The organism is Aristaeella lactis (assembly GCF_018118585.1).
Classification (GTDB): Bacteria; Bacillota; Clostridia; order Christensenellales; family Aristaeellaceae; genus Aristaeella; species Aristaeella lactis.
The window spans coordinates 2,313,579-2,337,438 of the sequence record NZ_CP069421.1; the positions used below are offsets into that span (position 1 = coordinate 2,313,579).

The 23,860-nt window shown below is 56.3% G+C and carries 21 protein-coding genes; 9 read left to right on the plus strand and 12 right to left on the minus strand.

Annotated features, from left to right (window positions below):
* Positions 1-395: 395 nt before the first annotated feature.
* The 7 genes from JYE50_RS10825 to JYE50_RS10855 form a co-directional block, all read right to left on the minus strand.
* Positions 396-1,661 carry a M28 family metallopeptidase gene (locus JYE50_RS10825; RefSeq protein WP_084095552.1) on the minus strand — a complete coding sequence of 422 codons (1,266 nt, stop codon included), beginning with the start codon at positions 1,659-1,661 and terminating at the stop codon, positions 396-398.
* A 298-nt stretch (positions 1,662-1,959) separates the two neighbouring features.
* On the minus strand, positions 1,960-3,195 hold the full coding sequence (locus JYE50_RS10830) for a hypothetical protein (protein ID WP_084095553.1): 1,236 nt from the start codon (positions 3,193-3,195) through the stop codon (positions 1,960-1,962).
* A 23-nt stretch (positions 3,196-3,218) separates the two neighbouring features.
* Positions 3,219-4,445, minus strand: coding sequence for a hypothetical protein (locus JYE50_RS10835; protein WP_084095554.1), 1,227 nt, complete (start codon positions 4,443-4,445; stop codon positions 3,219-3,221).
* Complete coding sequence (locus tag JYE50_RS10840) at positions 4,433-6,352, minus strand: hypothetical protein (protein ID WP_084095555.1); 1,920 nt, start codon at positions 6,350-6,352, stop codon at positions 4,433-4,435. The genes JYE50_RS10835 and JYE50_RS10840 overlap by 13 nt, the downstream gene beginning before the upstream one ends.
* Positions 6,353-6,357: 5 nt before the next feature.
* Positions 6,358-6,855, minus strand: a complete 498-nt coding sequence (locus tag JYE50_RS10845; protein ID WP_179138299.1) for an RNA polymerase sigma factor — start codon at positions 6,853-6,855, stop codon at positions 6,358-6,360.
* A gap of 644 nt (positions 6,856-7,499) precedes the next feature.
* On the minus strand, positions 7,500-7,778 hold the full coding sequence (locus tag JYE50_RS10850; RefSeq protein ID WP_084095558.1) for a GIY-YIG nuclease family protein: 279 nt from the start codon (positions 7,776-7,778) through the stop codon (positions 7,500-7,502).
* A 254-nt stretch (positions 7,779-8,032) separates the two neighbouring features.
* The gene (locus JYE50_RS10855; protein WP_084095559.1) at positions 8,033-8,413 is read right to left on the minus strand and encodes a hypothetical protein; all 381 of its coding nucleotides are present in this window, start codon (positions 8,411-8,413) and stop codon (positions 8,033-8,035) included.
* Between the two features lie 530 nt (positions 8,414-8,943).
* Here JYE50_RS10855 and JYE50_RS10860 point away from each other — a divergent pair.
* From JYE50_RS10860 to JYE50_RS10890, 7 genes are all read left to right on the plus strand, one after another.
* Entirely contained in the window at positions 8,944-9,687 is a 744-nt protein-coding gene (locus JYE50_RS10860) for a hypothetical protein (RefSeq protein ID WP_283399184.1), read from the plus strand.
* On the plus strand, positions 9,684-9,944 hold the full coding sequence (locus JYE50_RS10865; RefSeq protein ID WP_179138300.1) for a PqqD family protein: 261 nt from the start codon (positions 9,684-9,686) through the stop codon (positions 9,942-9,944). The genes JYE50_RS10860 and JYE50_RS10865 overlap by 4 nt, the downstream gene beginning before the upstream one ends.
* A 4-nt stretch (positions 9,945-9,948) precedes the next feature.
* Positions 9,949-10,389: a S24/S26 family peptidase gene (locus tag JYE50_RS10870; protein WP_084095562.1), complete on the plus strand. Its 441-nt coding sequence runs from the start codon at positions 9,949-9,951 to the stop codon at positions 10,387-10,389.
* Positions 10,382-12,049: an ABC transporter ATP-binding protein gene (locus tag JYE50_RS10875; protein ID WP_084095563.1), complete on the plus strand. Its 1,668-nt coding sequence runs from the start codon at positions 10,382-10,384 to the stop codon at positions 12,047-12,049. Before JYE50_RS10870 ends, JYE50_RS10875 begins: the two co-directional genes overlap by 8 nt.
* On the plus strand, positions 12,046-13,167 hold the full coding sequence (locus tag JYE50_RS10880; RefSeq protein WP_179138301.1) for a nucleotidyltransferase domain-containing protein: 1,122 nt from the start codon (positions 12,046-12,048) through the stop codon (positions 13,165-13,167). The genes JYE50_RS10875 and JYE50_RS10880 overlap by 4 nt, the downstream gene beginning before the upstream one ends.
* An 11-nt stretch (positions 13,168-13,178) precedes the next feature.
* Entirely contained in the window at positions 13,179-13,829 is a 651-nt protein-coding gene (locus tag JYE50_RS10885) for a GNAT family N-acetyltransferase (RefSeq protein ID WP_084095565.1), read from the plus strand.
* Positions 13,830-13,905: 76 nt separating this feature from the next.
* Positions 13,906-15,237 carry a DUF4298 domain-containing protein gene (locus JYE50_RS10890; RefSeq protein ID WP_179138302.1) on the plus strand — a complete coding sequence of 444 codons (1,332 nt, stop codon included), beginning with the start codon at positions 13,906-13,908 and terminating at the stop codon, positions 15,235-15,237.
* Here JYE50_RS10890 and JYE50_RS10895 read toward each other — a convergent pair.
* The 3 genes from JYE50_RS10895 to JYE50_RS10905 all read right to left on the minus strand — a co-directional run bounded on the left by JYE50_RS10895 (position 15,218) and on the right by JYE50_RS10905 (position 16,970).
* On the minus strand, positions 15,218-15,475 hold the full coding sequence (locus tag JYE50_RS10895) for a hypothetical protein (protein WP_084095567.1): 258 nt from the start codon (positions 15,473-15,475) through the stop codon (positions 15,218-15,220). The genes JYE50_RS10890 and JYE50_RS10895 overlap by 20 nt on opposite strands.
* Positions 15,476-15,584: 109 nt before the next feature.
* A complete protein-coding gene (locus JYE50_RS10900) occupies positions 15,585-16,286 on the minus strand; it encodes a hypothetical protein (protein ID WP_084095568.1) in 702 nt (233 codons plus the stop codon).
* A 105-nt stretch (positions 16,287-16,391) separates the two neighbouring features.
* Positions 16,392-16,970, minus strand: coding sequence for a manganese efflux pump MntP (locus JYE50_RS10905; RefSeq protein WP_084095569.1), 579 nt, complete (start codon positions 16,968-16,970; stop codon positions 16,392-16,394).
* A 1,012-nt stretch (positions 16,971-17,982) separates the two neighbouring features.
* On the opposite strand from JYE50_RS10905, the gene JYE50_RS10910 reads away from it, so the two are divergent.
* Complete coding sequence (locus JYE50_RS10910) at positions 17,983-18,663, plus strand: response regulator transcription factor (RefSeq protein ID WP_084095570.1); 681 nt, start codon at positions 17,983-17,985, stop codon at positions 18,661-18,663.
* Complete coding sequence (locus JYE50_RS10915; RefSeq protein ID WP_084095571.1) at positions 18,660-19,967, plus strand: sensor histidine kinase; 1,308 nt, start codon at positions 18,660-18,662, stop codon at positions 19,965-19,967. Before JYE50_RS10910 ends, JYE50_RS10915 begins: the two co-directional genes overlap by 4 nt.
* Positions 19,968-20,207: 240 nt before the next feature.
* Here JYE50_RS10915 and JYE50_RS10920 read toward each other — a convergent pair whose 3' ends face one another.
* Positions 20,208-22,034, minus strand: coding sequence for an ABC transporter ATP-binding protein (locus JYE50_RS10920; RefSeq protein ID WP_084095572.1), 1,827 nt, complete (start codon positions 22,032-22,034; stop codon positions 20,208-20,210).
* Positions 22,024-23,853 carry an ABC transporter ATP-binding protein gene (locus tag JYE50_RS10925; RefSeq protein WP_084095573.1) on the minus strand — a complete coding sequence of 610 codons (1,830 nt, stop codon included), beginning with the start codon at positions 23,851-23,853 and terminating at the stop codon, positions 22,024-22,026. Before JYE50_RS10925 ends, JYE50_RS10920 begins: the two co-directional genes overlap by 11 nt.
* Positions 23,854-23,860: the final 7 nt, after the last annotated feature.

Sequence of the window (23,860 nt, forward strand, 5' to 3'; positions counted from 1 at the left end):
TGTGAAATATCTGCTTCGCAGATATGAAATATAGGACTTCGTCCAATGTGATATATACTTCAGGTCCGAAGGCAGTCAACCCTTGGTGTCATCTCGACCAAGGCCGCAGGCCGCGCGGGGAACGATCCGAGTGGTGACCCGGTGGGTCATTCGCCAAAGGCGAAAATGAGGTGGAGTCCTGACGCGCGCGGTGCGCGGGACGGGGATCCCGTCCGCGGTGCGTGTGCGTTTCCTTACCGAAACAAGCAATGCGAAGTGCTCCAAACGAGCAGTGCGCCGATTGAGGTTGCGGAGAGATCTATCTCGCCCGAAGCCGTGTGACTGCGGGACAGACGTAGTGTCATACGCAGTGTGACATTAGGTCTGTCCCTCTGTCACACGCCATTCTTCACTTTTCATTCTTCATTATTCATTGCAGAAGAGGCAGCAGCCTCTTCTGCTTCTTCCTCTTCCGACTCCTCTTCCTCCCCGCACAGGCACAAACTCAGATCCGCCTGCCGGATAAACTCCTCCGTCGCCTTCAGGCAGTTCTCCAGCGCCGTGGGGTTCAGGTTCTCCGGCGTATCCAGCCGGGTGTGGTAAAACCTCTCCAGCAAATGACTCAGCCCCGTGATCCCCATGGACCGGAACCCGCCCTGGGTGAAGGCCGCGCTGTCCGTAGATCCGCCGAAGAGCGGCACCTTGCCGGCCTTACAGGGCACTCCGGCATCCTCCGCCGCAAGGAGAAAATAGTCGCACAGATCCTCATCCGAGTCCACAGTGTTGTTCAAATCCCGGCGGTTAACCATCAGCTCCTGGGGATTGTAGATCGAGTCATAGGCAATAATGCACGTGGGCACGTCGTTATAATCATCCTTATGCGCCTCGCACCAGGCCTTGGCGCCTTTCAGGCCCGCTTCCTCCGAACCGGTAAGGATCACGCCGACTTCCGTGTTTTCCAGGGTGATCCCGTTTTTCTCCATCTGCCTGAGCAGGGCAACGCCAATCATGCAGCCGGACAGATTGTCATTGGCGCCGTCCACCACCCGCAGCGGATTATAGGTGATCGTCAGCAGTACAAAGAAAGGCAGGAACAGCAGGCCCCACTGCCCGGCGGATTCCGCCCAGGCAGCCCCGAAGAGGACGCAGACGGAAACAAACAGGTAATAGAACACACCAACCGTAGCCAGCAGGCCGGGAAGCTCAAAGACGATGCCGCCGAAAAGGTAATTCAGCGGGAACTCCCAGGCCGCGTCGGTATGGCCGTTGAGGAAGATGCGCTGCTTTACCTCCCCGGCGCAGGGGCGGACCGCAGTGACGTTGGTCCCCTCCCGCGTGGGGAACAGGGGATCCAGCACCGGCCGGTAAAGTACAAAATGGAAAACGAAGAGCAAAACACCCAGCAGTCCGAACAGGATGCTCAGCCAGGGGCTTACAAAGAATGTCAGGCAGCAGAGGATATCACAGAAGGCGGAGAAATAGAAATAGCCGTAAAAGGCGTCCGGATGTTCCCGGAAGGATTCCACCTGCACATCCGCGCAGCCGCAGTCCTTTTCCAGCAGGCCGGCAAGGTATTCCGCAGCAGCCTTTTCCCCGGCGCTTCCCGGGGAACGCCGGCCGATCTTCCGGCAGATATGTGTGATCTCCTCCGTGATGTAGGAAATGCTGTCCCTGGCTTCCATCCGGCAGCCCCCTTTATGATGAATTGCATGTCACGGAAGATTATAACAGATAATGTAAATAATTCACAATTCATAATTCACAATTATATATACTGACAGCAGGACGTGCTTCCCGGTGTCATCCCGACCAAGGCCGCAGGCACACGTCCAAAGGACGCATTCATTCTGCATTCTGCATTCTGCATTTGGGCGCAGCCCACTGTCCCTCTGTCACACGTCCGAAGGACGCATTCATTCTTCATTCTTCATTGCAAAAGAGGCAGCATCGCTGCCCCTTTTGCTTTTCGTCCTCTTTTGCTTACAGTTCCGGTACCTTTACCAGGTAATCATCCTTGGTATCCATTTGCTTCAGGTGAGTGCTTTTCTCCGCTTCATAATCGATCAGCGCCCACAATCCGCCGCTGGTCGGGATCAGAGAAGTGATGCCCAGTGTGGACGGTTTTTTCTCCTTTGCGATCCTCGGAAAGTCTTCAGGTGTTTTATTCACTTCCGTGGTGCCCAGCCAGTTTCCATCCTCATCCATCCAGAGCAGTTTGGCGTGAAAGTCCCTGTCGCTTCCTGTTGTCCATTTATCCATTTCCGTCACAAGCCTGCCGTTATACCATACCAGGCTGCCGAACCACTTCCCGGGATAACGGTCAAACGCTTCGCTGTTTGTCCACAGGATACGTCCGCCCGGGCTGAACTTCACAAGTCTGTAGTTTGCATAATCGCTTACCCCGTCTTTGGCCACACGGCCAAATTCGCCTACCAGGGCCACGTAGCTGCCATCTTCCATCCTTATGCAGTCCAGTATCGAAGAGTCTTCCGCCTCCGTCGCTGTCAGGGGCAGTACGTTTTCCCAAAGCATACTCCCCTGGAAGTCCATCTTCAGGATCTTTGCGCAGCCATTATTGCCTCTTTCCCTTCCGGCAAACACCAGGCCATCCTCTTCCTCAAACATCCATTCCATGCCGTCAAAAGGAATACTGTCCTCTTTCCCATACCGGAGGATCGCGTTCCCTTCCCAGTCAAGAAGCTCCTCGACCTTTCCGACACCCTCCAGATAATCAAACTGCCAGATGCAGGAAGCGCTGACCTTGTTCACCATAGCGTTGGACACGGTAAGGGATATCTCCTTCCCTGCGGGCTTTCCGTCCAGGGTAAAGAATACCAGTTTCCTTTCTTCGCAGGTCTGGTACGGAGAGTTTTCAAACACCACGCCCAGGGTCCCGTCCTTCAGCAGCGCCGTCCAGGTGAAACTGCAGCATCCTTCCGACGGGTCGATATAATCCCAGGAAACTGTCATATCCGGATTCAGGCACAGGATCCTGGCCCGGGAATCCATATAGTTTCCCACCGTTCCTTTCCACCCGGTCAGGATCACGCGTCCGTCCGGCAGCGTGCATTTATAGTACATGCAGTCAAAGCCTTCGCCGCTGATGTCCGCCACATCCTCCGCCAGGGCGGAGCCGGTCAGCATCACCGCGCACAGGCACAGGAGCAATATACGGCGCAGGCACCTCAGTTTGCTCTTGATCATTCTTTTATTCATCATCCGTTCTCCTTTTATTCAGCTCACAGTTCCGGGATCCGGATCAGCACCGTATCCACGCTGGCCATCTGCTTCTCATGGTTGTCGCTGTCATTGTCACTCATGCAGTCAGTCCACAGCTCATTTCCCATGACAAACAGGCTGCCGCAGAAGAGTGATGCCTTTTTGCTCTTTTCCAGCCGGGGAAGCTCCTCCTTCCGGACAGAGAGTTCCGTGATGCCCAGTTCGTTCCCGTCCGCGTCAAACCACATATACCGGATGGGAATATCCAGGGAAGCGAACCGCTCCCTGTCTTCGCACTCCAGCACATACTTCCCGTCATATTCGATCAGGTCAGGGAACATGGAATCCGGCTGCCGGTCAAAGCTTTCCACATTCTGCCAGAGAATCCGCCCGGTGGAACTGAACTTCACCAGGGCAGTCTTCCACCGGCCGCTGCTCATATCCAGCGGCCTTTCCATCAGCACGGCCAGGTATCCGCCGTCAGAGGTTTTCATGCCGCAGTGCAGCATGGCACCCCCGTTTGCATCGGTCAGGAAGGGTACAACGGTCTCCCAGACCGTGTTTCCCTGCCAGTCAAGCTTTATGATCTTCCCGGCGCCGTTCTTCCCGTTTTCATAGCCGATCAGGACTACCCCGTCCTCTTCCTCAATGGTCCGGTCCGTCAGGAACGCACTGTTTCCCTCCGTCCGGAACAGTACGTTTCCGTCCCAGTCGCTGAATTCCCGGTATTCCTTATCCCAGTCCTCTGCTTCGTGGGTAACGTAATACGTAATCATGCCGTAATCGCTTATGCCGTATCTGAAAAAGCCTTCCTTCGTTTCCTTCTCCTCCAGCGGGATCTCCCTGCCGGTGAGCTGGCCGTCCTGGGTAAAGAACACCAGTTTATCCTCCGCCAGGGTCTGATACGGTGAGTTGGTCAGCCTCACACAGAGGGTTCCGTCCTTCATCAGGACAACGCCGTGGGCTCCCCAGCTTCCTTCCGCCGGATGGATATATTCCCAGGAAACCGTCCTGTCCGGGTTCAGGCACAGGAGCCTGGCCCTGCTGTTCATATAGTTTCCCGGCTCTCCGTGCTTACCGGTGAAAACGAGGCGGCCGTCCGGCAGCGTCAGCGCGTACTCCATACTGTCATAGCCTTCGCTGCTGATATCCAGCACCTCATTGGCTGCCAGGGCTGAACCTGTGAACAGCGCCATGCACAGGCACAGGAGCAGGATGTTCTTCAGGATCTTTCTCATTTTTTCCATCTTTCCATATCCTCCTTCGGGCTGTACCAGCCGGAACAGTCTTCCGTGGTCAGGATGTTTCCGTCCGTTGATACCCTGTAGTTGAAGTTGTCCCGTCCGCCAAAGGTATCCAGGCCAACCTCCTCATCCGGCCGGGTCAGGAAAACCCGATAATACACCATACTGTTCTGTATCGGTCCGTCTTCCGTCATCTCCACAGTGATCGCATCCTGCACCAGCCTGGTTACCACCGCCCAGTTGTCCAGGGCGTCCGCGGGCATGTTCCAGGCTTCGCAGACCGCTGCCCTGATGATCTTCTCCGCTTTCGCGGCATCGATATCCTCTCCGGCCTCCTGCTGCTCCCGCAGGTCTTCCGACTGGATCCCGTACCGGCGGATCAGCCAGTCTGCCAGCAGCTTTGTTTCCAGGTCCCAGTTCTCTTCCGGTCCCTTCAGGCTGTGGAGCATTACCTTCACGTTCACCAGGGACAGGCGGCCCTTCGCCCCGAAGAGCTCCGCCGCAAAGGCGTCCGTATCCGCTTCGGCCGGCTCCGCCAGCTGCCAGTAGGCATGCTCCGGCAGGAGGCCGCAGGCCCGGATCTTATCGATCAGCCCCTGTTTGCTTTCAGGCTTCCAGCAGCTGTACCAGCCTTCCTTCTGCTCCGTCCGCGCGGCATAGTTCAGCAGCTGCCACTCCGGCGCCTGTGCTTCATCCCGGTAGTCCGCCAGAGCTTCCACCCTGCCGTCAGCCATGTTCACCACAGCGCCGTACATGTAATCCTCGTAGAAGAAGCGATAGTAATGCTTGTGGAAATACACCAGCTTCAGCCCGGCGTTTTCCCCGCCGATGCCGAAGTCCGCCGCGTCCGCGAATACTTCCTTCCAGCCTTCCTCATCCGGCTGGTACTTTTCCTTCACCGCGGTTTCCGCCAGTTCCATGGCCTTTCTCACGGAGATCTTCTCCACCGGGATCACCTGGTTCAGGTATTCCTTCCGGAAAGCCTCCTTGTCCAGATCCCGGTCCCAGGTCCGGCCTTTTTCATCCACCAGGATGGTATAGCGGTAGCCTGTCTCTGTTTTTTCAATATTGTTTCCGGAGAGCACCGGATTCATGTCCCGGCGCAGGTCCGTAGCCTTCTCCATGGAGGCATCGCTGACCTCACCGCTGACGGTCCACATCCGGCAAGTATCGTCCCATTCTACCTGCGGCACCAGGGCTTCCACCGTTTCAGCGTCCCACATCATGACCGTCATCCGGCCCTTCAGGGCTTTCGCGGCATAGGCTTCATCAACCACGGGAGCTTCCGGTACAGTGTCGCTGTAATCCTTCAGCATGCCGATCTCATCCCGCAGGTAATGACCCAGCGCGTCAAAGTATGCCTGATAGCTTTCATAATCATCTTCCCAGTCCGGATGCTCGGCGAAATAGCGTTCCTGGAACACCGTATATACATCCGGAGCGATCCCCAGGCTGTCCTCGTCGTTTGTCTCATAGTAGAGCAGTTCCTGCTGCAGCAGTTCACCGTAGGTGCTGTTGACAATCCGGTCCGCGGCGGCTTCCCGCTCTTCCCCGGACCGGGTCTCATCCTTCACCAGCGCGTACAGATCTTCATCCAGTTCAAAGTTGCACTCTTTCATGGCATCAATAAACTTGATCTTGTCATCCAGTTCCCAGCGCTCCAGTGCGCCGTCCCGTTCCATCTGCGCCACTTTCGCGTAATATTCATGTACCAGCACCCCAACGGCAACCCCGACTGCTGAGATCAGCAGCAGCGCCGCCACGATGATGGCACCAAGGGACAGTTTTGTCCTCTTCTTCATCTCTTCTCCTTTCACGATCTGCCGAACCACGTGGTTCTTCCAGTAATAGGAAGGCTGACAGCCCGTGATTGAAGCATCCAGGGCGCGGTATAATTCTTTTTCCTTCATCTCTCTCAGCCTCCTTCCAGTTCCAGTTTCAGCAGCTTCTTGGCTTTGTCCAGCCCCCGGAAAACCGTGGCCTGGCTGATGCCAAGGGTCTGCGCGATATCGTCCAGCGTCATGCAGTTCCAGAAATACAGGATCACGATCTGCCGTTCCCGGAAGGGAAGATCCTGCACCATGCTCAGGATCTCCCGGTCCGCGGGATCCGGTTCAGCGATCACAATATCGTCCGCTGACGCTTTATGGTCTATATGTTTCCACCACCGGCTCCGGTGATAGTCATGACACAAGTTCATCGCGACGCGGATCAGCCAGGCCTTCTCGGTTTCCTTCCGGAAGCCGCCCTTCTGCCAGGCCTTCAGGAAAGTCTCCTGAACAATATCCTGCGCCATTGCCGTATCTCCCAGCGTGAGCCGGCATAAACCCAGCAGAATGCCTGAATAGGCATCCACCAGGCGGTTCAGTTCTTCTTCGCAGATGGAGCCCGGTACCAAGGTCTCCTTTTGCATCCGCCCCACCTCCTCGTTGGTCTTTTCACTTATCAGACGGAATTCGTACGGATTTTTCTTCATGATAAATCAAATAAAATAAAAAAACATGGGAAACCCATGTTTTTCCAATGCATAATTCATAATGCATAATGCATAATTGTATAAACTGACAGCATTGCGCCCCCAATTGTCACCCCGACCAAGGCCGCAGGCCGCGCGGAGAGATCTAACCCGGCCGCAGCCGAAAAAACTCCTGCCTCCTGCTTCTTACTTCCTCCCAGAGCCTTTGGCCCCCCCGATGTCATCTCGACCAAGGCCGCAGGCCGCGTGGAGAGATCTAACCCGGCCGCAGCCGAAAAAACTCCTGTCTCCTGCTTCTTACTTCCTCCCAGAGCCTTTGGCCCCCCGATGTCATCTCGACCAAGGCCGCAGGCCGCGCGGGGAACGATCCGAGTGGTGACCCGGTGGGTCATTCGCCAAAGGCGAAAATGAGGTGAGTGAGTCAACCGAAACAAGCAATGCGAAGTGCTCCAAACGAGCAGTGCGCCGATTGAGGTTGCGGAGAGATCTAACCCGGCCGCAGCCGAAAAACTTCCTAAATTTCTACCTGATTAAGGTGTCATCTCGACCGGAACGAAGTGGAGTGGAGAGATCTATCCCCCTCACCTGCTCAGATCTGCCCACTCCGGATTCATTTTATTAATCAGCATTTCCTTTTTACTTCTGCTCCATCTTTTGAGTTGTTTTTCTCTTGCTATGGCGCTTTTGATATCATGACAGCTTTCGCACCATACAAGCTTGTGCACGTTATACTTTTCCGTAAACCCTGCCAGTATGCCGGTTTTATGCTCGTACACCCTTCTGGGCAGATTGTTTGTCACGCCTATGTATAAGGCATGATTATTGTTACTCGCCATCATATAAACATAGTATGTGTTCATGCTGCGTTTTCAGATCTCTCCACGCGGGCACAAATGCCCTTGGTCGAGATGACATTCTTGTTCCGTCCGCAATTCTCCGCAGTTACTCCCCCGTATCGTTTCGACCAAGGTCGCAGGCCACACCCCCAATTGTCATCCCGACCAAGGCCGAAGGCCGCGCCCCCAGTTGTCATCTCGACCAAGGCCGCAGGCCGCGCGGAGAGATCTAATAAAGATTCAGACATTTCAAAGCAATTTATTTACTTTGAAGTATTTCACTGGAGGCAGGGAGACAAGGTATTGTCCCCCGCCTTCCCCCTTTCCCGGCTTTTCATTTCCTTTTCCACCAGCCAGTTCTCAGAATAATCCAGGTACTCCCTGCAGAACTCATCATAGTCCCGGAAGCCCAGGAGGCACATCTTGTCCGGCAGCTTATCCAGCGCCTTCAGGAAGCCTTCCCTGTGCCAGGGCAGGACTTTGCAGATGACGAGGGTATAATAGTTTACTTTGTTCTCAAACTCCTGCACCTTGCGGACGGTGATCCCTTCCTGCTCAAACAGGGAATCCGCCAGGCAGTCCACCGTGTCAATATACGCATACCAGCAAAACAGCGCAGGCGCCTTCGCGATACTGAAATGATTCCGGACAGTGGTCATGGTTCTTCTCCTCCCAGTTCCTCATTCTCCCTCCCGGGGTCATATTCAGTATGGAGTAAAATGTGTTGCATTTTTACCCCATTATAGATTCTGAAAAAAACATCAGGAAAAGAAGGATATTTTCTTCCATTCCCCTGGCAAAACATTTTGAAATGAAAGACCCCAAAGATGGTTACATGGTGTTTTGATTGTATATTGTATGTATCCTGTATACATGTAAAGCACGGCAAATGTATTGACATCTTTACAAATTGTACCAATAATTGTAAACGGCAAAGAAAATGTACAGACTAATGCGGAAAGGAGGACGCAATCATGGAAAAGTATGAAGCTCTGGAAATGGAAGTGGTCCGCTTTGAAGCGGAAGATGTTATTTGCGCAAGCCAGCAGTATCCCACTAAGTAAGTAGCATCTCCGGCTGCACGGTTTACCCGTACAGCCTTTCTGACCCATCCCCGGCATGTCTGCTGTTTATAATAGAAAATCACCTTGTTCCGCGCGACCGTTAATGCGAAAGGAGCCCCTCCATCATGACAGGAACCTACCTGATCGGAGATCAGATGATCGGAATCAGTTCCCTGTATTCCGCTGTACATGATTACTGCCGGGATTACCGGGCAGAGGGAGCACCCGTTTTTTTTGTGGAGACAACCCCGGAAGACCTGGTTTTTGAGCGGGAACGCTCCGAACAGATTGGCGAGGTGATCCCCGTCCAGTCCGAAGAGAACCGGAACAAAGAGCTGGAACTGCTGGCGGTTTACCGGAGGATCGCGGAACAGATGCCCTTCCGGGATACATTCCTGTTTCACGGATCCGCCGTTGCGGCGGACGGCGCCGCTTACCTGTTTACCGCCAGAAGCGGAACCGGCAAAAGCACCCATACCCGCCTGTGGCGGGAGATGCTTGGGGACCGCGCCGTGATGGTGAACGACGACAAGCCCCTGATCCGCCTTACCGAAGACGGCGCGGTTGTTTACGGCACGCCCTGGAACGGAAAGCACCGCCTGGGCACAAACATCTCGGTTCCGCTGAAGGCCGTCTGCATCCTCGAGCGCGCGAAGCAGAACACGATCCGCGCCATAACCCGCGAGGAAGCGTTCCCCATGCTGATTCAGCAAAGCTACCGTCCCCTGGATCCGGCAGCACTGGCAAAGACCCTGTCCCTGGTGGACCGGCTGAGCCGCACCGTTTCCCTGTACCGGCTTGGATGCAACATGGATCCGGAAGCAGCGGAACTGTCCTACAACATCATGAAGGAGGCCACCCGGCAATGAAACTGAAAAAAGAATTCCTGTGCCACACGACAGATCAGGAGGCCATGCTGGTTCCTACCGGACGGGCCGGTTTTGCCGGCCTGGTCAGGGGCAACAAGACCCTGGGCATCATCCTGAACCTGCTGGAAAAGGAAACCACCGAGGCGGAGATCATCGCCGCGATGAAGGCGCGTTTTGACGCGCCGGAAGAGGTGCTGGCCCGGGACGTCCGGACCGCGCTGCAGAACCTGCGGGACGTCGGCGCGCTGGCCGAATAAGAAGATGGATTATGAATCATACCTGGCGGAGCACGACAGCCTGACCTACCGGATGACAGGCGTGAGCATGCTGCCGCTGCTTCGGGAAGGCCGGGATCTTTTCACCGTGCGCAGGAAAGAGCCCGGGGAGAAGTGCCGGCCCGGGGATGTGGTGCTGTACCGCAGGCCGCCGAACCACTATGTGCTGCACCGGGTCATGCAGATCCGGAATGAAGATTACGTCATTCTGGGGGACAACTGCATCGCGCGGGAATACGGCATCCGGGACGAAGATATCCTCGGCGTGATGACTGGTTATGTCCGGAAGGGAAAGACGCACAGCACGGAAGAATTGCCATACCGGCTGTATGCTTTTTTTATGCTGCGGCTGAGCAGCCTCCGGATCTTCCTGAAACGCTGCGGGGGCAAAATCCGGAAGATTGCCGGGAGGATCGTCCATGCGTAATCATACCGTTGCCTGGCTCTGGCGGACGCCCGGGCGGAAAAAAGGCTATATTGCCGCGCTGACCGCGGCGCAGGTCCTGACCGGGTTCCTCAGTGTCGGTTTCGCGTTGCTTACACGGAGCGTTGTCAACAGTGCTGTGAGCAGGGACGGTGCCGCATTCCGGCATTACGCGCTGCTTCTCCTGATCCTGACGGCGGGCTCCCTCCTGCTGCACATGGTCAACCGATGGCTGACAGAGCTTTCCAAAGCGCAGCTTGAAAACCTGTTCAAGCAGCGGCTGACCGCGGCCATCCTGCGGAAAGAGTACGCGGCCGTAAGCGCCGTTCACTCCGGGGAATGGATGAACCGGCTGACAAACGATACGCGCATTGTTGCGGAAAACTATACAGAGCTGATTCCGGGCCTCTCCGGCATGGGGGTCCGGCTTGTTGCTGCCGTCACGATGCTGATTGTGCTGGACGGCCATTTCACCGCGATCCTGCTGCCCGGCGGCGCGGCAATGATCGCACTGTCCGTTTTGCTGCGGGGAGTGCTCAAACGCCTGCACACCCGGATGCAGGAATCGGACGGGAAACTGCGGATTTTCCTGCAGGAATGCATCGGAAACCTGATGATCGTCAAATCCTACGCGGCGGAAGAACATGCGGAACAGGAAGCCGCAAACCGGATGCGCACCCACCTGCGGGACCGGATGCGGAAAAACAACCTGGCTAACCTGGGCACCTCCGGCGTGGCCGTGGCGATCAACGCGATGTACGTTTACGGCATCATCTACTGTGCCCGGGGTATTATGTCCGGCTCCGTTTCCTACGGCACACTGACCGCCGTGATGCAGCTGATCGCCCAGATCCAGGGTCCCATTACCAGCATCAGCGGATACCTGCCGCGATGGTTTGCCATGCTGGCCAGCGCCGAGCGCCTGATGGAGGCGGAGCAGCTGGAAGATGAACAGACGGAAGAGAGAATGACGCCCGCACAGATCCAGGACTTTTATGACAGCCGTTTCCAGGCCCTCCGCCTCCGGGACGTCTGTTTCACCTATGCCGGGGAAGACCGGCAGGAGATCCTGAAGGACCTCAGCCTGGAAATCCGGAAGGGCGAAACTGTCGCCTTCTGCGGGCACAGCGGCTGCGGGAAATCCACCGTGCTGAAGCTGCTGCTGGGTATGTACCCGCCGGACAGCGGGGAAATCACCGTGGACGGACAGCCGCTGACAGCGGCCTGGCGCGGGCTCTTTGCCTATGTTCCCCAGGGTAACGCCCTGCTGCACGGAACCATCCGGGACATTGTCTCTTTCGCGGATCCGGCGCATGCCGGGGATGAAGAACGCCTGGGGCAGGCTCTGCGAACCGCCTGCGCGGAGGAATTCGTTTCCGGGCTGGAGCATGGTGCGGATACGGAGCTGGGCGAACGCGGCGCAGGCCTGTCCGAAGGCCAGACGCAGCGGGTGGCCATTGCGAGGGCCATCTTTTCCGGACGGCCGGTGCTGCTGCTGGATGAATCCACCAGCGCCCTGGACGCGGAAACAGAAGAACAGCTGCTGAAGAACCTGCGCGGCCTGACAGACAGGACCGTGATCATCGTGACGCACCGGCCGGCGGCGCTCGCCATCTGCGACCGGGTGCTGCGGTTTACCGAAGAAGGAGGATGCGAAGCATGATGACGGAGGAAAACAAAAAGGTGCTGGACGACCTGGTTTATCTCGCGGCCTGCGCGGTGAACGGGCAGGTTCCGGAGAAAAGCCGTACAGACGGAATGGATCTTTCCCTCGTATATGAAGCCGCGCAGAATCATAAGCTGGCGGCGGCCGCCGGAATGGCGCTGGAATCCGCCGGCATCCGGAACGAGGCTTTTGTGCAGGCCGTTGCCAAGGCTATGCGGAAAAACGCCCTGCTGGATGCGGACCGGGCGGAGCTGACCCGGAAGCTGGAGGAAGCAGGCATCTGGTACATGCCGCTGAAGGGCGCCATCCTCAAGGATCTGTATCCCCGCTACGGCATGCGCGAAATGGCGGACAACGATATCCTGGTGGACGCCGCCCGGGCAAAGGATGTCGGCCGGATCATGCAGGAACTGGGGTTTGAAGCGGAGGAGACCGGAAAAGGCCATCATGATGAATACCGGAAACCGCCTGTCAGCAATTTTGAGATCCACCGGATGCTGTTCAGCGGCATGGACAGCCACGTCTTCCACGAGTATTACACGGGCGTGGAAAAACGCCTGATTCCGGATAAGGAAGGGTCTTTCGGACGCCATTTCTCAACAGACGACCTTTACCTGTACCTGACCGCCCATGAATACAAGCACTACCGGCACGGCGGCACCGGGATCCGTTCCCTGCTGGACACCTATGTGTTTCTGAAGCATTACGGAAACGAACTGGATATGGCCTATGTGACGGCGGAAGCGGAAAAAATGGGAACCGCTGATTATGAAAAAAAGAGCCGGGAGCTGGCCCTCCGGTTGTTCAGCGGAGAGGCGCTGACAGAGGCGGAACAGGAGATGCTTGCCTATTATGCCTCCAGCGGCACCTACGGTTCATATGAACAAAAGGTGGTGAACGAGATCAATTCCTTCGGCGGCGGTTTCCGCGGAAAGCTCCGTTTTTTCCGATCCCGCCTTTTTATGCCGCTGGAAGATATCCGCTATGCTTATCCGGTAGTCTACCGGCATAAGATCCTGCTGCCCTTCCTGTATGTCTACCGGATCATCAAGGGACTGACAACCCGCAGGGGCGTTACCATGGCCGACCTGAAGGCGCTGAAAAAAACGATGTGAGGAAAAAGCAAATGATCATCAGAGAGACAAACCCGGGAGACCTGAAGCTGGTTAACGAAATGGCACGGCTGCACCTCAGCACCTTTCCGGACTACTTCCTTTCCATGCTGGGGCTCCCTTTCATGAAGGCCGTTTACCGGGAGTATATTGAAGATCCGAACGCCGGTATCGTCATCGCGGAAGAAGACGGAAACCTGGTAGGGCTTCTGTCCTACATGGACGGCACCTCCCAGGTGCCGGTCAACGTGATCAACAGCCGCCCGCTCCTGTTCCTGTACAGCGCCGCCCGCCTGATCCTGCGCAAACCGTCCCTGTACCGGAATGTGAAAAATCTTTATGAATCCTGCAAAAAGGCAAAATCAAAGGTTTATTCCCGGAAGTTTATCGAGCTGGGTTCCTTTGCCCTCTATCCGCACCTGAGGGGAAACGGCACCGGAACAAAAATGCTGGATTACATCAAGGCTATGCCGGACTACAATACCTGCGACTGCGTCAGCCTGACCACCGCCTCGGATGACAACGACCGGGTCAACCTCTTTTACCTGAAGCGCGGCTTTGTTCCCGTCGGCATGGTTACCATGCCCGAAGGAAAGTGTATGACCATATACCAGTACAGCCCGAATCCCACAAAGTACCGGTCCGCCGGCGTGATAGCGCAATAAAAATGTTGTAAATATACCCCATTCTTGTTACAATTTCATCGCCATCCAAAACAGAAAAATGAAAGAGGGCTTTGCCATGGCCGAATCCAACATCAACAAAAAGAAATATATGGTTTTTGACCTGGTGAAGATCCTGCGGGAGCATACGGACCGGCTGCACCCCATGAAGCAGAAGGAGCTGGTGGACCGGCTGCACGAAGCCGGCTATTCCACGGACCGCTCCACGGTGCGCCGTACCATCACCGATCTGGTGCTGGATCCGGAAAGCCGCATCCGCTCCGTTTCCAACACCGCCCATGACGAGAAGGACTCGGACTATGAAACCTATTACTCCGGGCTCTACTATGACCAGGAGTTTTCCGACGCGGAGCTGCGCTGGCTCATCGACGGCATCCTCTACAGCCGGAACGTGCCCCACGAGGCCCGGAAGGACCTGCTGGAGAAGCTGTGCAACCTGGGGAACGCCCACTTCCGGAAGAACCTGAACCTGAATAAAATCCGCCGCCTGGCAGCGGATGAGCCGGTAAACCCGGAGCTGTTTGAGAACATCGACCGGGTAGGCCGGGCCATCGACAGCGGCAAAAAGATCTCCGTTGTCTACAACAGTATGGGAACGGATTTCACCCTGCACCCCCGGTGGAACTCCGCCCACCTGCTGAACCCCTACGCCATGGTCATCCGCAACGGGTTCTATTACCTGATCTGCAACAACGACCACCACACCACCCTGACCGTTTACCGCATGGACCGGATGACGGACGTGCAGATCGAGGAAAAGCTGCCGGTCCGCCCCGTGCGGGAGCTGGACGGCTTCCATGAGGGCTGGAACCTGCAGGAGTTCATGGAGCATAACGCCAACATGGCTTTCGGTGATCCGGAGCGGATCACCTTTGACTGCGCCGAAAAAGGTGTGCCCATCGTGATCGACGCTTTCGGCAAAGGTGCCTCCTTCCAGGCAAAAAAAGACGGACAGTATGAATGTACCGTCCGGGTCCCTGCTTTTGATATGAAGCTTTTTGCCCTGCAGCACAGCGAGTTCGTCCGCGTCACCTCCCCAGCGGAACTGGCGGATGAGATCCGCGGTGAGCTCCAGGCTGCTCTGGACAAATATTCGGAAGAGTCTTCAAACGGCAATAAAGCCGCCGGTTCCGGAGGCACAGCGGCGGAAAGGGTTCAGTATTATGAAGCAAAGCTGGACCGCGCGCTGAAGGCGCTGGACGCCTTTGAGCAGGTCCTTCCGGAAGTGGAGGAGCTGGATCGCTATTACGCCTCTCCCGAATGGAAGGAAGACTTTGCCGCGGACGAAGCCGGGCAGCTCCCGAAAGACCTGAAGCGGGGTGTGCTTTCCGAAGACGGGATTTACAACCTGCTGGAGCGGGTCCGGGAAATCACAGGCGGGCCCAGATAAAACGGCAGAATTCCACCGAGCGGCGGTCACCGCTGCCCGCGGATAGGAATCCGTCCAGGGAGGTCCCTGCGCGCTTCGCTTCCCGCATGATCCTTGTCAGCCACGCCATTCTTTCTTTTGTCAGGACCCCGTCGGTTCCGGAGGTGCAATAGCGCCAGATATTCGCGGCAATGCCGCCCTTGTCCCGCGCGAACTCCTCGCTCATGGCCCTGACCCGGTTGATCCTGATGCTGTTCATCCTGCTGTCTCCTTTATGCTCCGGTCTGCTTTTTGTTCCCGGCACTGATTGATACGCAGTTCCTGCCTAATTGGCACTGAAAAAGAGCGGTTTATTTAACCGCTCTTTTTCATAATCCCAGCAGTCCTTCCATGCTGATCTGTTCCGCCGCCTTGCACTTTTCCCCGTGGCAGTAGCCGTAATACCAGCATTCATACGGGTGGGTGCACTGTTCCCCGGGTTCCGCTTCCACCTCTTCCCGCTCCTTCTGCATCCGGTTCAGGTCCCAGATCCGCTCGTTCACCCAGGGGGCATACGCCTTTGCCTTTTCCGTGATCTCCACCGGAACGAAGGGATCCCCTTCATCCGGCCCGTGAGTCACGATAAAGATCTTTCCGATCCGGACCTTGCACCGGTCCATGATGTAAAACTGGAACCCGGCGTCCTTGATAAACTGCTCATGAACCTCCGGGGCATTCTTTACCTCATAGAAGTCATACCCCGTATCCGTTTTCCGCAGGATATCCGCGGCGCAGTAATGGTTGTAATAGATGAAGGCGGCCTCGCAGATCACCGGCGTGCCCAGCTCAATGTGCAGGGCAGTTTTTGCCGCCATTTTCTTTTTATCCGGAATCGTCGAACCCGGGAGGTAAACCGTCATCTCCTCATAGGGTCCGAACATGCCCATGGCCTTGTCGCCAAAGTCATTGCCCGCGTCCAGCCTTGCCCGGACTTCCGGGGGAATCACCCGCAGCCCCGGCTTATGCTTGTCCAGCCAGAGCATCTTCGGGCACTGAATGCCCCGCATGAAATCTGTTTTGGTCAGTCCCATTTCTTTGTATCCGGCACCGGACCTCCGGCACCGTGATATCCTCCTGTTTTTTCATGATAGCATCCGCGGGATGATCCCACAAGAACGGAAACAAAAAACACCGGCTCAGGTAATGCCGGTGATGAAGATTTCCAGTCCGATGAGGATCAGGATAATGCCGCCGAAAACGGATGCTTTTCCGGCCAGCTTTGTGCCGATGGTCTTTCCCAGGCGGATGCCCGCGACGCAGATCCCGAAGGTAACGATGCCGATGATCAGCGACTCCGTCAGGGCAGAAACATAATTGTACTCCGCGATGGTGAAACCCACGGACAGGGCGTCAATGGAAGTGGCGATTCCCTGGATCATCAGGGCGCCGCCGTGGAGCGGTTCCGCCTCGCCTTTTTCCTCCCGGACACCTTCCACGATCATTTTGATACCGATGAACAGCAGCAGGGCCAGGGCGATCCAGGGGATGAAGGGCTGGAAGGCCTGGAAGGCTTCAGCAATGGAATGCACGCAGATCCACCCGGCCAGGGGCATCAGGGTCTGGAACAGTCCGAAAGTCCCGGCGATCAGCAGGGAACGCCGCACATGCATATTCGGCTCGTTCAGACCGTTGGCGACGGATACGGAAAAGGCGTCCATGGCCAGGCCGATACCGAAGAGGATGCTGTTCAGGATGAACACGAAACTGAATGACATAACTTTCCCTCCGAAACAAAACAGTCAGGTACGGCGAAACCATACCTGACTGTCATCGGGACGTACATGTATAGCTTCGCAGTTATACATGAGTCTCGCATATTAAAGCAAGCCAGACCGTAAAGGCCAGTATGTTGACTTGCTGCGTTTCACGCTTGCTACTCCCCCATGGAACAGGGACTATTGTAGGAGCCGGGCACAAGGTTAGTCAACACTAATTGTGTGTGAAAACAGAGAGGAAACAAGTATCGGGGAACGACTGACGAGAAGCTGGTAAGTGAAATACGACTTCGTCGTGTGAAATGTTTGCTGCGCAAACGTGAAATGTGCCTTTCAGGCACGTGAAATATTGGCCTGCGGCCAATGTGATATTTACTTTTATCAACAATATACAATAGTTGAGACGGAGTCACATAACAGGTGTCATCCTGAGCGGAGTCGAAGGATCTCCTCCGAGGTCTCGTTGAAACCCGAAACTAAAACACAATATTGCGGTTCGGCCTTGGTGTCATTTCGACCGGAACGAAGTGGAGCGGAGAAATCTCCCACGGATTCAGAGTGAAACAGCAAACATGGGATTTATATAGCAGCGCCCCCGTTGTCATCTCGACCGAAGCCGCAGGCGTAGTGGAGAGATCTGATCAGTTCAAAAAAACAGCGCTGCCAGCGCTGTTTTATCCACCATTATTCAGTTATTGAGCAGTTGTCCAAATCTATGATTTGGGTAACGACTGCCATGCTACAGCTGTCAAAATGCCAATGGCATTTTGGTAACAGCGATCGCAAAGTTTTCAATCTTCAGTTTTCAGTAGTATTCCGGCCACAGCCGTTTTTTCCTTCAATTTTCATTCAAGCTTCTCCTTTTATGATGATATCGTCCGCGGACAGCAGCGCCGGGAGCAGAAGTCTCCGGACCCGGTCCGCTCCTTTAACCGGACTTCCGGCCCCCCGGGAGTCCCTTGTTGCTGTTCCGGGACGGCTGTGTTATCATCAGGACATGGAGGAAAAGAATATGCGGGTTTTACTGGTGGAGGACGACCGGAAACTCTCCGCGGCTGTCTGCAAACTGCTGGAAAAAGAGCGGATCGCCGCGGATCCGGTCTATGACGGAACCGACGGCCTGGACTGGGCATTGGGCGGAGAATACGACGCCGTCATCCTGGACGTGATGCTGCCCGGAATGGACGGCTTTTCCGTGCTGCGCGAAATACGGAAAGCAAAGGTTGCCACGCCCGTCCTGATGCTCACCGCCCGGACAGCTCTGGAAGACCGGCTGACGGGACTGGACAGCGGCGCGGATTACTATCTTCCCAAGCCTTTTGAATCCGCTGAGCTGATCAGCTGCCTCCATGCCATCACCCGCCGGGGAAGCACTCCCCCGGTCATGAGCCTTTCCTTCGGGGACCTGGCCCTGGAATCAAAAGACGCCAGCCTGAAGAATACCGAAAACGGGCAGGACGTCCGTCTCGGCGCGAAGGAATACCAGCTCATGGAGCTGTTCCTGCGCAATCCCGGGCAGATCCTGTCCAAAGAGACCATGCAGGAACGTGTCTGGGGACTGGAAAGCGAAGCGGAATATAACAACCTGGAAGTATATGTTTCCTTTTTACGGAAAAAGCTGGGTTTTATCGGCTCCCGGGTAAAGATAAGGGCAACCCGGGGACTTGGGTATTCCCTGGAGGAAGAAACATGATCGGAAAACTGCGCCGGCGCATGACGCTGATGGTCATCGCTGTGCTGATCCTGGTATCCGCCGGTATCGTACTGGCCATTCACCTGGCCAACGAACGCAGCATTGCCGCCCAGGCGGAAGAAACCCTGGCCGTTCTGGCAGACAGCAGCGGTTCCCGCTCCGTCCTGCAGGAGGCAGATCCCGGACGAAAAGCGGAACTGTCCTCCCCGCGGCCGGATGATGACGGGCGCGGATTCCGAAAGGATAAACGAGGCGGCCGGGGAGAACCGCCGGCCCTGCGCAGCGGCAGCGAAGCCGCGGCAGCCGGCCTGAGCAATTCCTATACCATTACCCTGAACAGGGATGGGACCGTGGCATCCTGGACCTCCGACAGGACCGACCTGTATTCGGATGAACAGGTGACTGCCATGGCCGAAAGCATCCAGGCCGAACGAAAAGGCAGTGGCCGGATCGGTACGCAGTTCTATCGCAAAACAGAAAAAGACGGCCAGTCCCTGCTGGTCGTCCTGGACGCACGGCTTGATTATCTGTCCGCTTCCAATGTGCTGCGCTCCACGATCCTGATCGCCGCAGCGGCCTGTGTCCTGCTCTCCCTGCTGGCATGGCTGCTGATCCGGAAAATGGTCCAACCCGTGGAGGATGCTTTTACCCGGCAGAAACAGTTTGTTTCCGACGCCAGCCATGAACTGAAAACTCCCCTGGCCGTTATCTCCGCCAACGCGGAAGTGCTGGAACAGGAGATCGGGGAAAACGAGTATCTGGGATATATCCGCTCTGAGGTCCGCCGCACGGACAGTCTGGTAAACAACCTGCTATCCCTGGCCCGGATGGACCGGCATGAAGGCACCGCGGAAATGAAGCCTTTCGACCTCAGCCACGCAGTGCTGGATGTGGTGCTGCCTTTTGAAAGCACTGTCTATGAAGCCGGCAAAACACTGGAAACGGATATCCCGGAAGGCATCCGCTGCACCGGCAATGAGGAGATGGTCCAGCAGCTGACCGTGATCCTGCTTTCCAATGCCCTGAAGTATTCCGATGAGAACGGACGGATCGCGGTGAGCCTGAAGACTCATGGAAAGCTGCGGGAACTGCGGGTGTTCAACACCGGCGAACCCATTGCCCCGGAAGACCGGGAAAAGGTCTTTGACCGGTTCTGGCGGGCAGATCCTGCCCACGGCCGGGAAACCGGCGGGCACGGGCTGGGCCTGGCCATTGCCCGGAGTATTGTTGAAGCAAACAAAGGAAAGATCTCCGTTGAAAGCGGAAAAGAAGGGACCGCGTTTACCGTTACGCTGAACGGGTAAGTTTTCGGAGATAAGCAGCGCCTAGGTCTGCAGTGCCACGGGGACGGTTCTGCCGGTCAGCAGCTCCGTGCACCGGCAAAACCGTCCCCATGGCCCGCGATAGTTTGATAGATTGTCAGAGTAATCATCACATTTGCCCTTTAGGGCAAATATTTCACATGCCCGAAGGGCATATTTCACATTTCAAAGCAATTTATTGCTTTGAAATATTTCATTGCAAAGCTAAAGGAGTATCCTCCTTTAGCTTTGCACGTAGTACTTCGCCTGTGCGTCCCACAACTCTTTATACTTTCCGTTTTCCTCTTCCAGCAGTTCCTCATGGGTGCCGTTCTGGACAATGCATCCCTTGTCAAACACCGTAATCTCATCACAGAAGCGGCAGGAAGAAAGCCTGTGGCTGATATACACCGCGGTCCGGTCCCCGACAGTATTGCTGAAGCCGGCATAGACCTGCTCCTCGGCAATGGGATCCAGGGCAGCCGTAGGCTCATCCAGGACAATGACCGGGGATCCCTTGTACAGTGCCCTCGCCAGGGCGATCTTCTGTGCCTCGCCGCCGGAGATCTCCACGCCTTTTTCAGACAGGTCATGATACAGCCAGGTTTCCAGGCCGTCCGGCATTTCCCGGTAACGGTCATACAGGGCAGCCTTCCGGATACAGTCCTCCGCCCGCTCCGCGTCAACCGTTTCCGCCGCCGCGATGTTCTCTCCCAGGGGCAGGGCAAAAAGCTTGAAGTCCTGGAAAACAAAGGAGAACAGGTTCAGGTATTCGTCATAGTCATATTCCCGGATATCGGTACCGTTCAGCAGGATCTGTCCCTCCGTGGGGTCATAAAGGCGGCAGAGCAGCTTCACAAAGGTGGTCTTGCCCGCGCCGTTTGCCCCTACCAGGGCCTGCTTCTTCCCAGCCCGCAGGGTCAGGTTTACATTTTTCAGCACATCTGTCTCGCTGCCCGGGTAGTGGAAGGAAACGTTCTGGAATTCCACGATATACTCTCCGCCTTCCGGTACCGGCAGGGTGCCCTGACGCTTGGCGTCCGGCAGGTCCAGGTATTCAAAGAGTCCTTTCAGGTGTCCGGTATAGACCTTGTTTTCCGTCAGCACAAAGAAGAGGTCACTGGTGCTCTTCACCAGTTCCATCAGGGCACCGACATACTGGACAACGCTGCCCACCGCGAAAGCGCCCAGGCAGGCCTTGGCCGCCACAAACAGGTAGCACAGCGCGTTGCACACGCCCCGCGACAGTTCCAGCAGGCCCTGGCAGGCGCTCATCTTCCGCAGCAGCCCGCTGCTCTTCCGGTTATGCTCATCCATTTTCGCCATTTCCCGGTCTGCGATCCGGTCCTGGCGGTACAGCCGGACATCCTTCGCCCGGGCAGTTTCCGCATACAGGGCATAGCCGTAGAAGGTGAAGGCCCGGTTATACCATACGGCGTTGTCCGTCCAGCGTTCAAACACTTTTTCTTCCCTTCTCCGCAGCCGGGCACCGATAAGTCCCGAAAGCACCATGATCCCCGCCGCGGCGGCGATCCAGATCCGGGAATCCAGCACGGCATTGCCCGTCCGGGCGGCAAACAGGGAAGCGGTCATCGCCACGGACGCAACGATGCCGACGATCATCTTCACAAGGGACGGCGTATCCCAGATCAGCTGGCCCAGGCCGTTGCCGAACATGAACAGGTTTTCCTGCACCTTCTGGCGCTGCTTCTGGATCTCCTGGTCTTCCAGGTCCGCGAAGTCCATGCTCATCTGCTTGTCGGTAAAGATCTTGTCGAAGTTATTCCACATGCGGGATTCCTTCTCGCTGATCACCCGGTTCAGGGCATTGCTGATCATGGAGAAGGCAAAGCTGAGTCCCACCGTCAGCAGGACCAGCAGCACCAGCGTTCCGATATCCCGGTTCCCGGTGATCTCGTTAATAATCCGTCCGGAGAACCAGATGGTCACAAAGGGAGAAAGGGCCTCCGCCGCCGCGGCGATCACCTTGGTCCGAATAAGCTTCGGGCAGTATTCCGCCAGCATGCGATAACCCCGCCGGGTGACCGCGATCCGCTCCTTAAGCTTCATCGCCGCTCACCTCCCCTTCCGGGTTTTCACGGTAGTATTTCGCCTGGGTTTCAAACAGCTCGTAATACTTCCCCTGCCGCGCGAGAAGCTCCTCGTGCGTTCCCTCTTCAATAATCTGCCCGTGATCGATCAGCACGATACGGTGGCAGAAGCGGGTGGAGGCCAGCCGGTGGGAAATGAACACCGTGGTCTTTCCGCGCATCACATCGTCATAGGTTTCATACAGCCGGTTTTCAGAAACCGGATCCAGGGCAGCCGTGGGCTCGTCCAGCACGATGACCGGTGACTGCCGGTACAGCGCCCGGGCCAACAGCAGCTTCTGGGTTTCACCGCCGGACAGGTTGACCCCGTCATCCCAGAAGGCCTTGTTAAATTTGCTCTGCACTCCCTGCGGCAGGGAGCAGATCTTCTCCCAGAGCCCGGCCTGCTTCAGGCAGGTTTCCACCAGGGCATGGTCAATGGTTTCACTCTCCTGCTCCGCCACAATCTCCTCGATGGTCACCGGCAGGATGGAATGATCCTGGAACACCGCGCCGAACAGCCGGTAGTATTCATCCCGGTTGTATTCCCGGATATCTGTCCCGTTATACAGGACTTTGCCTTCCGCAGGCTCCGTGAGACCGCAGAGCAGCTTTACCAGCGTGGTTTTTCCCGCGCCGTTCAGGCCGACGACCGCCAGGTGTTCTCCCGGCTCCAGCGTAAGGCTGATATCCCGGATCACGTCCTCCCCGTCCTCGCTGTAGCGGAAGCGGATGTTCTTCAGTTCAATCTTTTTCGGTTTGGCCAGGTCACCGACCGGTTTGCCGCCTTCCCGCAGGTAGCTTTCCGGATACTCCAGGTAAGTGCGGAAGCGGTTTATGGACTGGTTCAGCCGCTGCAGGTCCGTAACCTGGCCCAGCAGGCTGCCCAGCCAGGACGAGAAACCCGCCACCACACCGAAATACAGCACAAACTCCGCCACCGTGATCCTGTCGTTCAAAGCCAGGTACAGCAGGAACGCGTAGGTGACGGCATCCCGGAGGAGGGAAAGGCCGCTGTCCGCCGCGGACGCGCCGAAAAGCTTTTCCGTGTATTTCCGGTACCAGCCCAGGAGGCCTTTGAGGTTTTTGTCATAGATTCCGTTCAGCCAGGCGGCCATTTTGTACAGCCGGATGTCTTTTGCCGCCCGGACGTCATCCGCCGCACCGGCCACATACTGCATGCGCTTTTCATAAACACTCTTTTCTTCCCGGCTGCCTTCCAGCCATTTGCTGATGCGGCGGTTCAGCAGGAAACTGACCACCGTGGTCAGGCAGAGGAAGAGGATCAGCAGCGGGTTCAGGGAAAACAGGATCCCCGTGAACGCCAGGAAGCCCAGCAGGTTGGAAAAGAACCGGACAAAGGCGTCATAGGTCTGCACATAGCCGGAAAAGTTGCCGTTGCAGTTGGCGTAGCTTTCCCGCTGCAGCGTGCGGAAATGCTCATTCTCCTGGTTCCGGTAGTCAGTAGTCAGGCCCTTACGGGTCACCATCCGCAGGAAAACAGCGTTCATGGAGAACTGGTTCCAGTAGATCAGCTTTTCCAGGAATATCTTCAGCCCGGACAGAAGCGCCAGCGCCCCGGTCATCAGGCCTGTCACAAGGAGCAGCTGCCGCAGAGGCTTTTCCTCTGTGATCTGCTCCACCACCACCTTCGGCAGGAAGGTGGTAATCACCGGCACAAGGCAGTTGGCGAGGATGAGCATAACAAAGAAAGCCAGCAGCTTCGGACAGCCCCGCCATGTTTCCCTGGCACAATACGCCAGGTTTTGCCGGATTGGGTATTTCTTGTCGTATTGCATAAATATC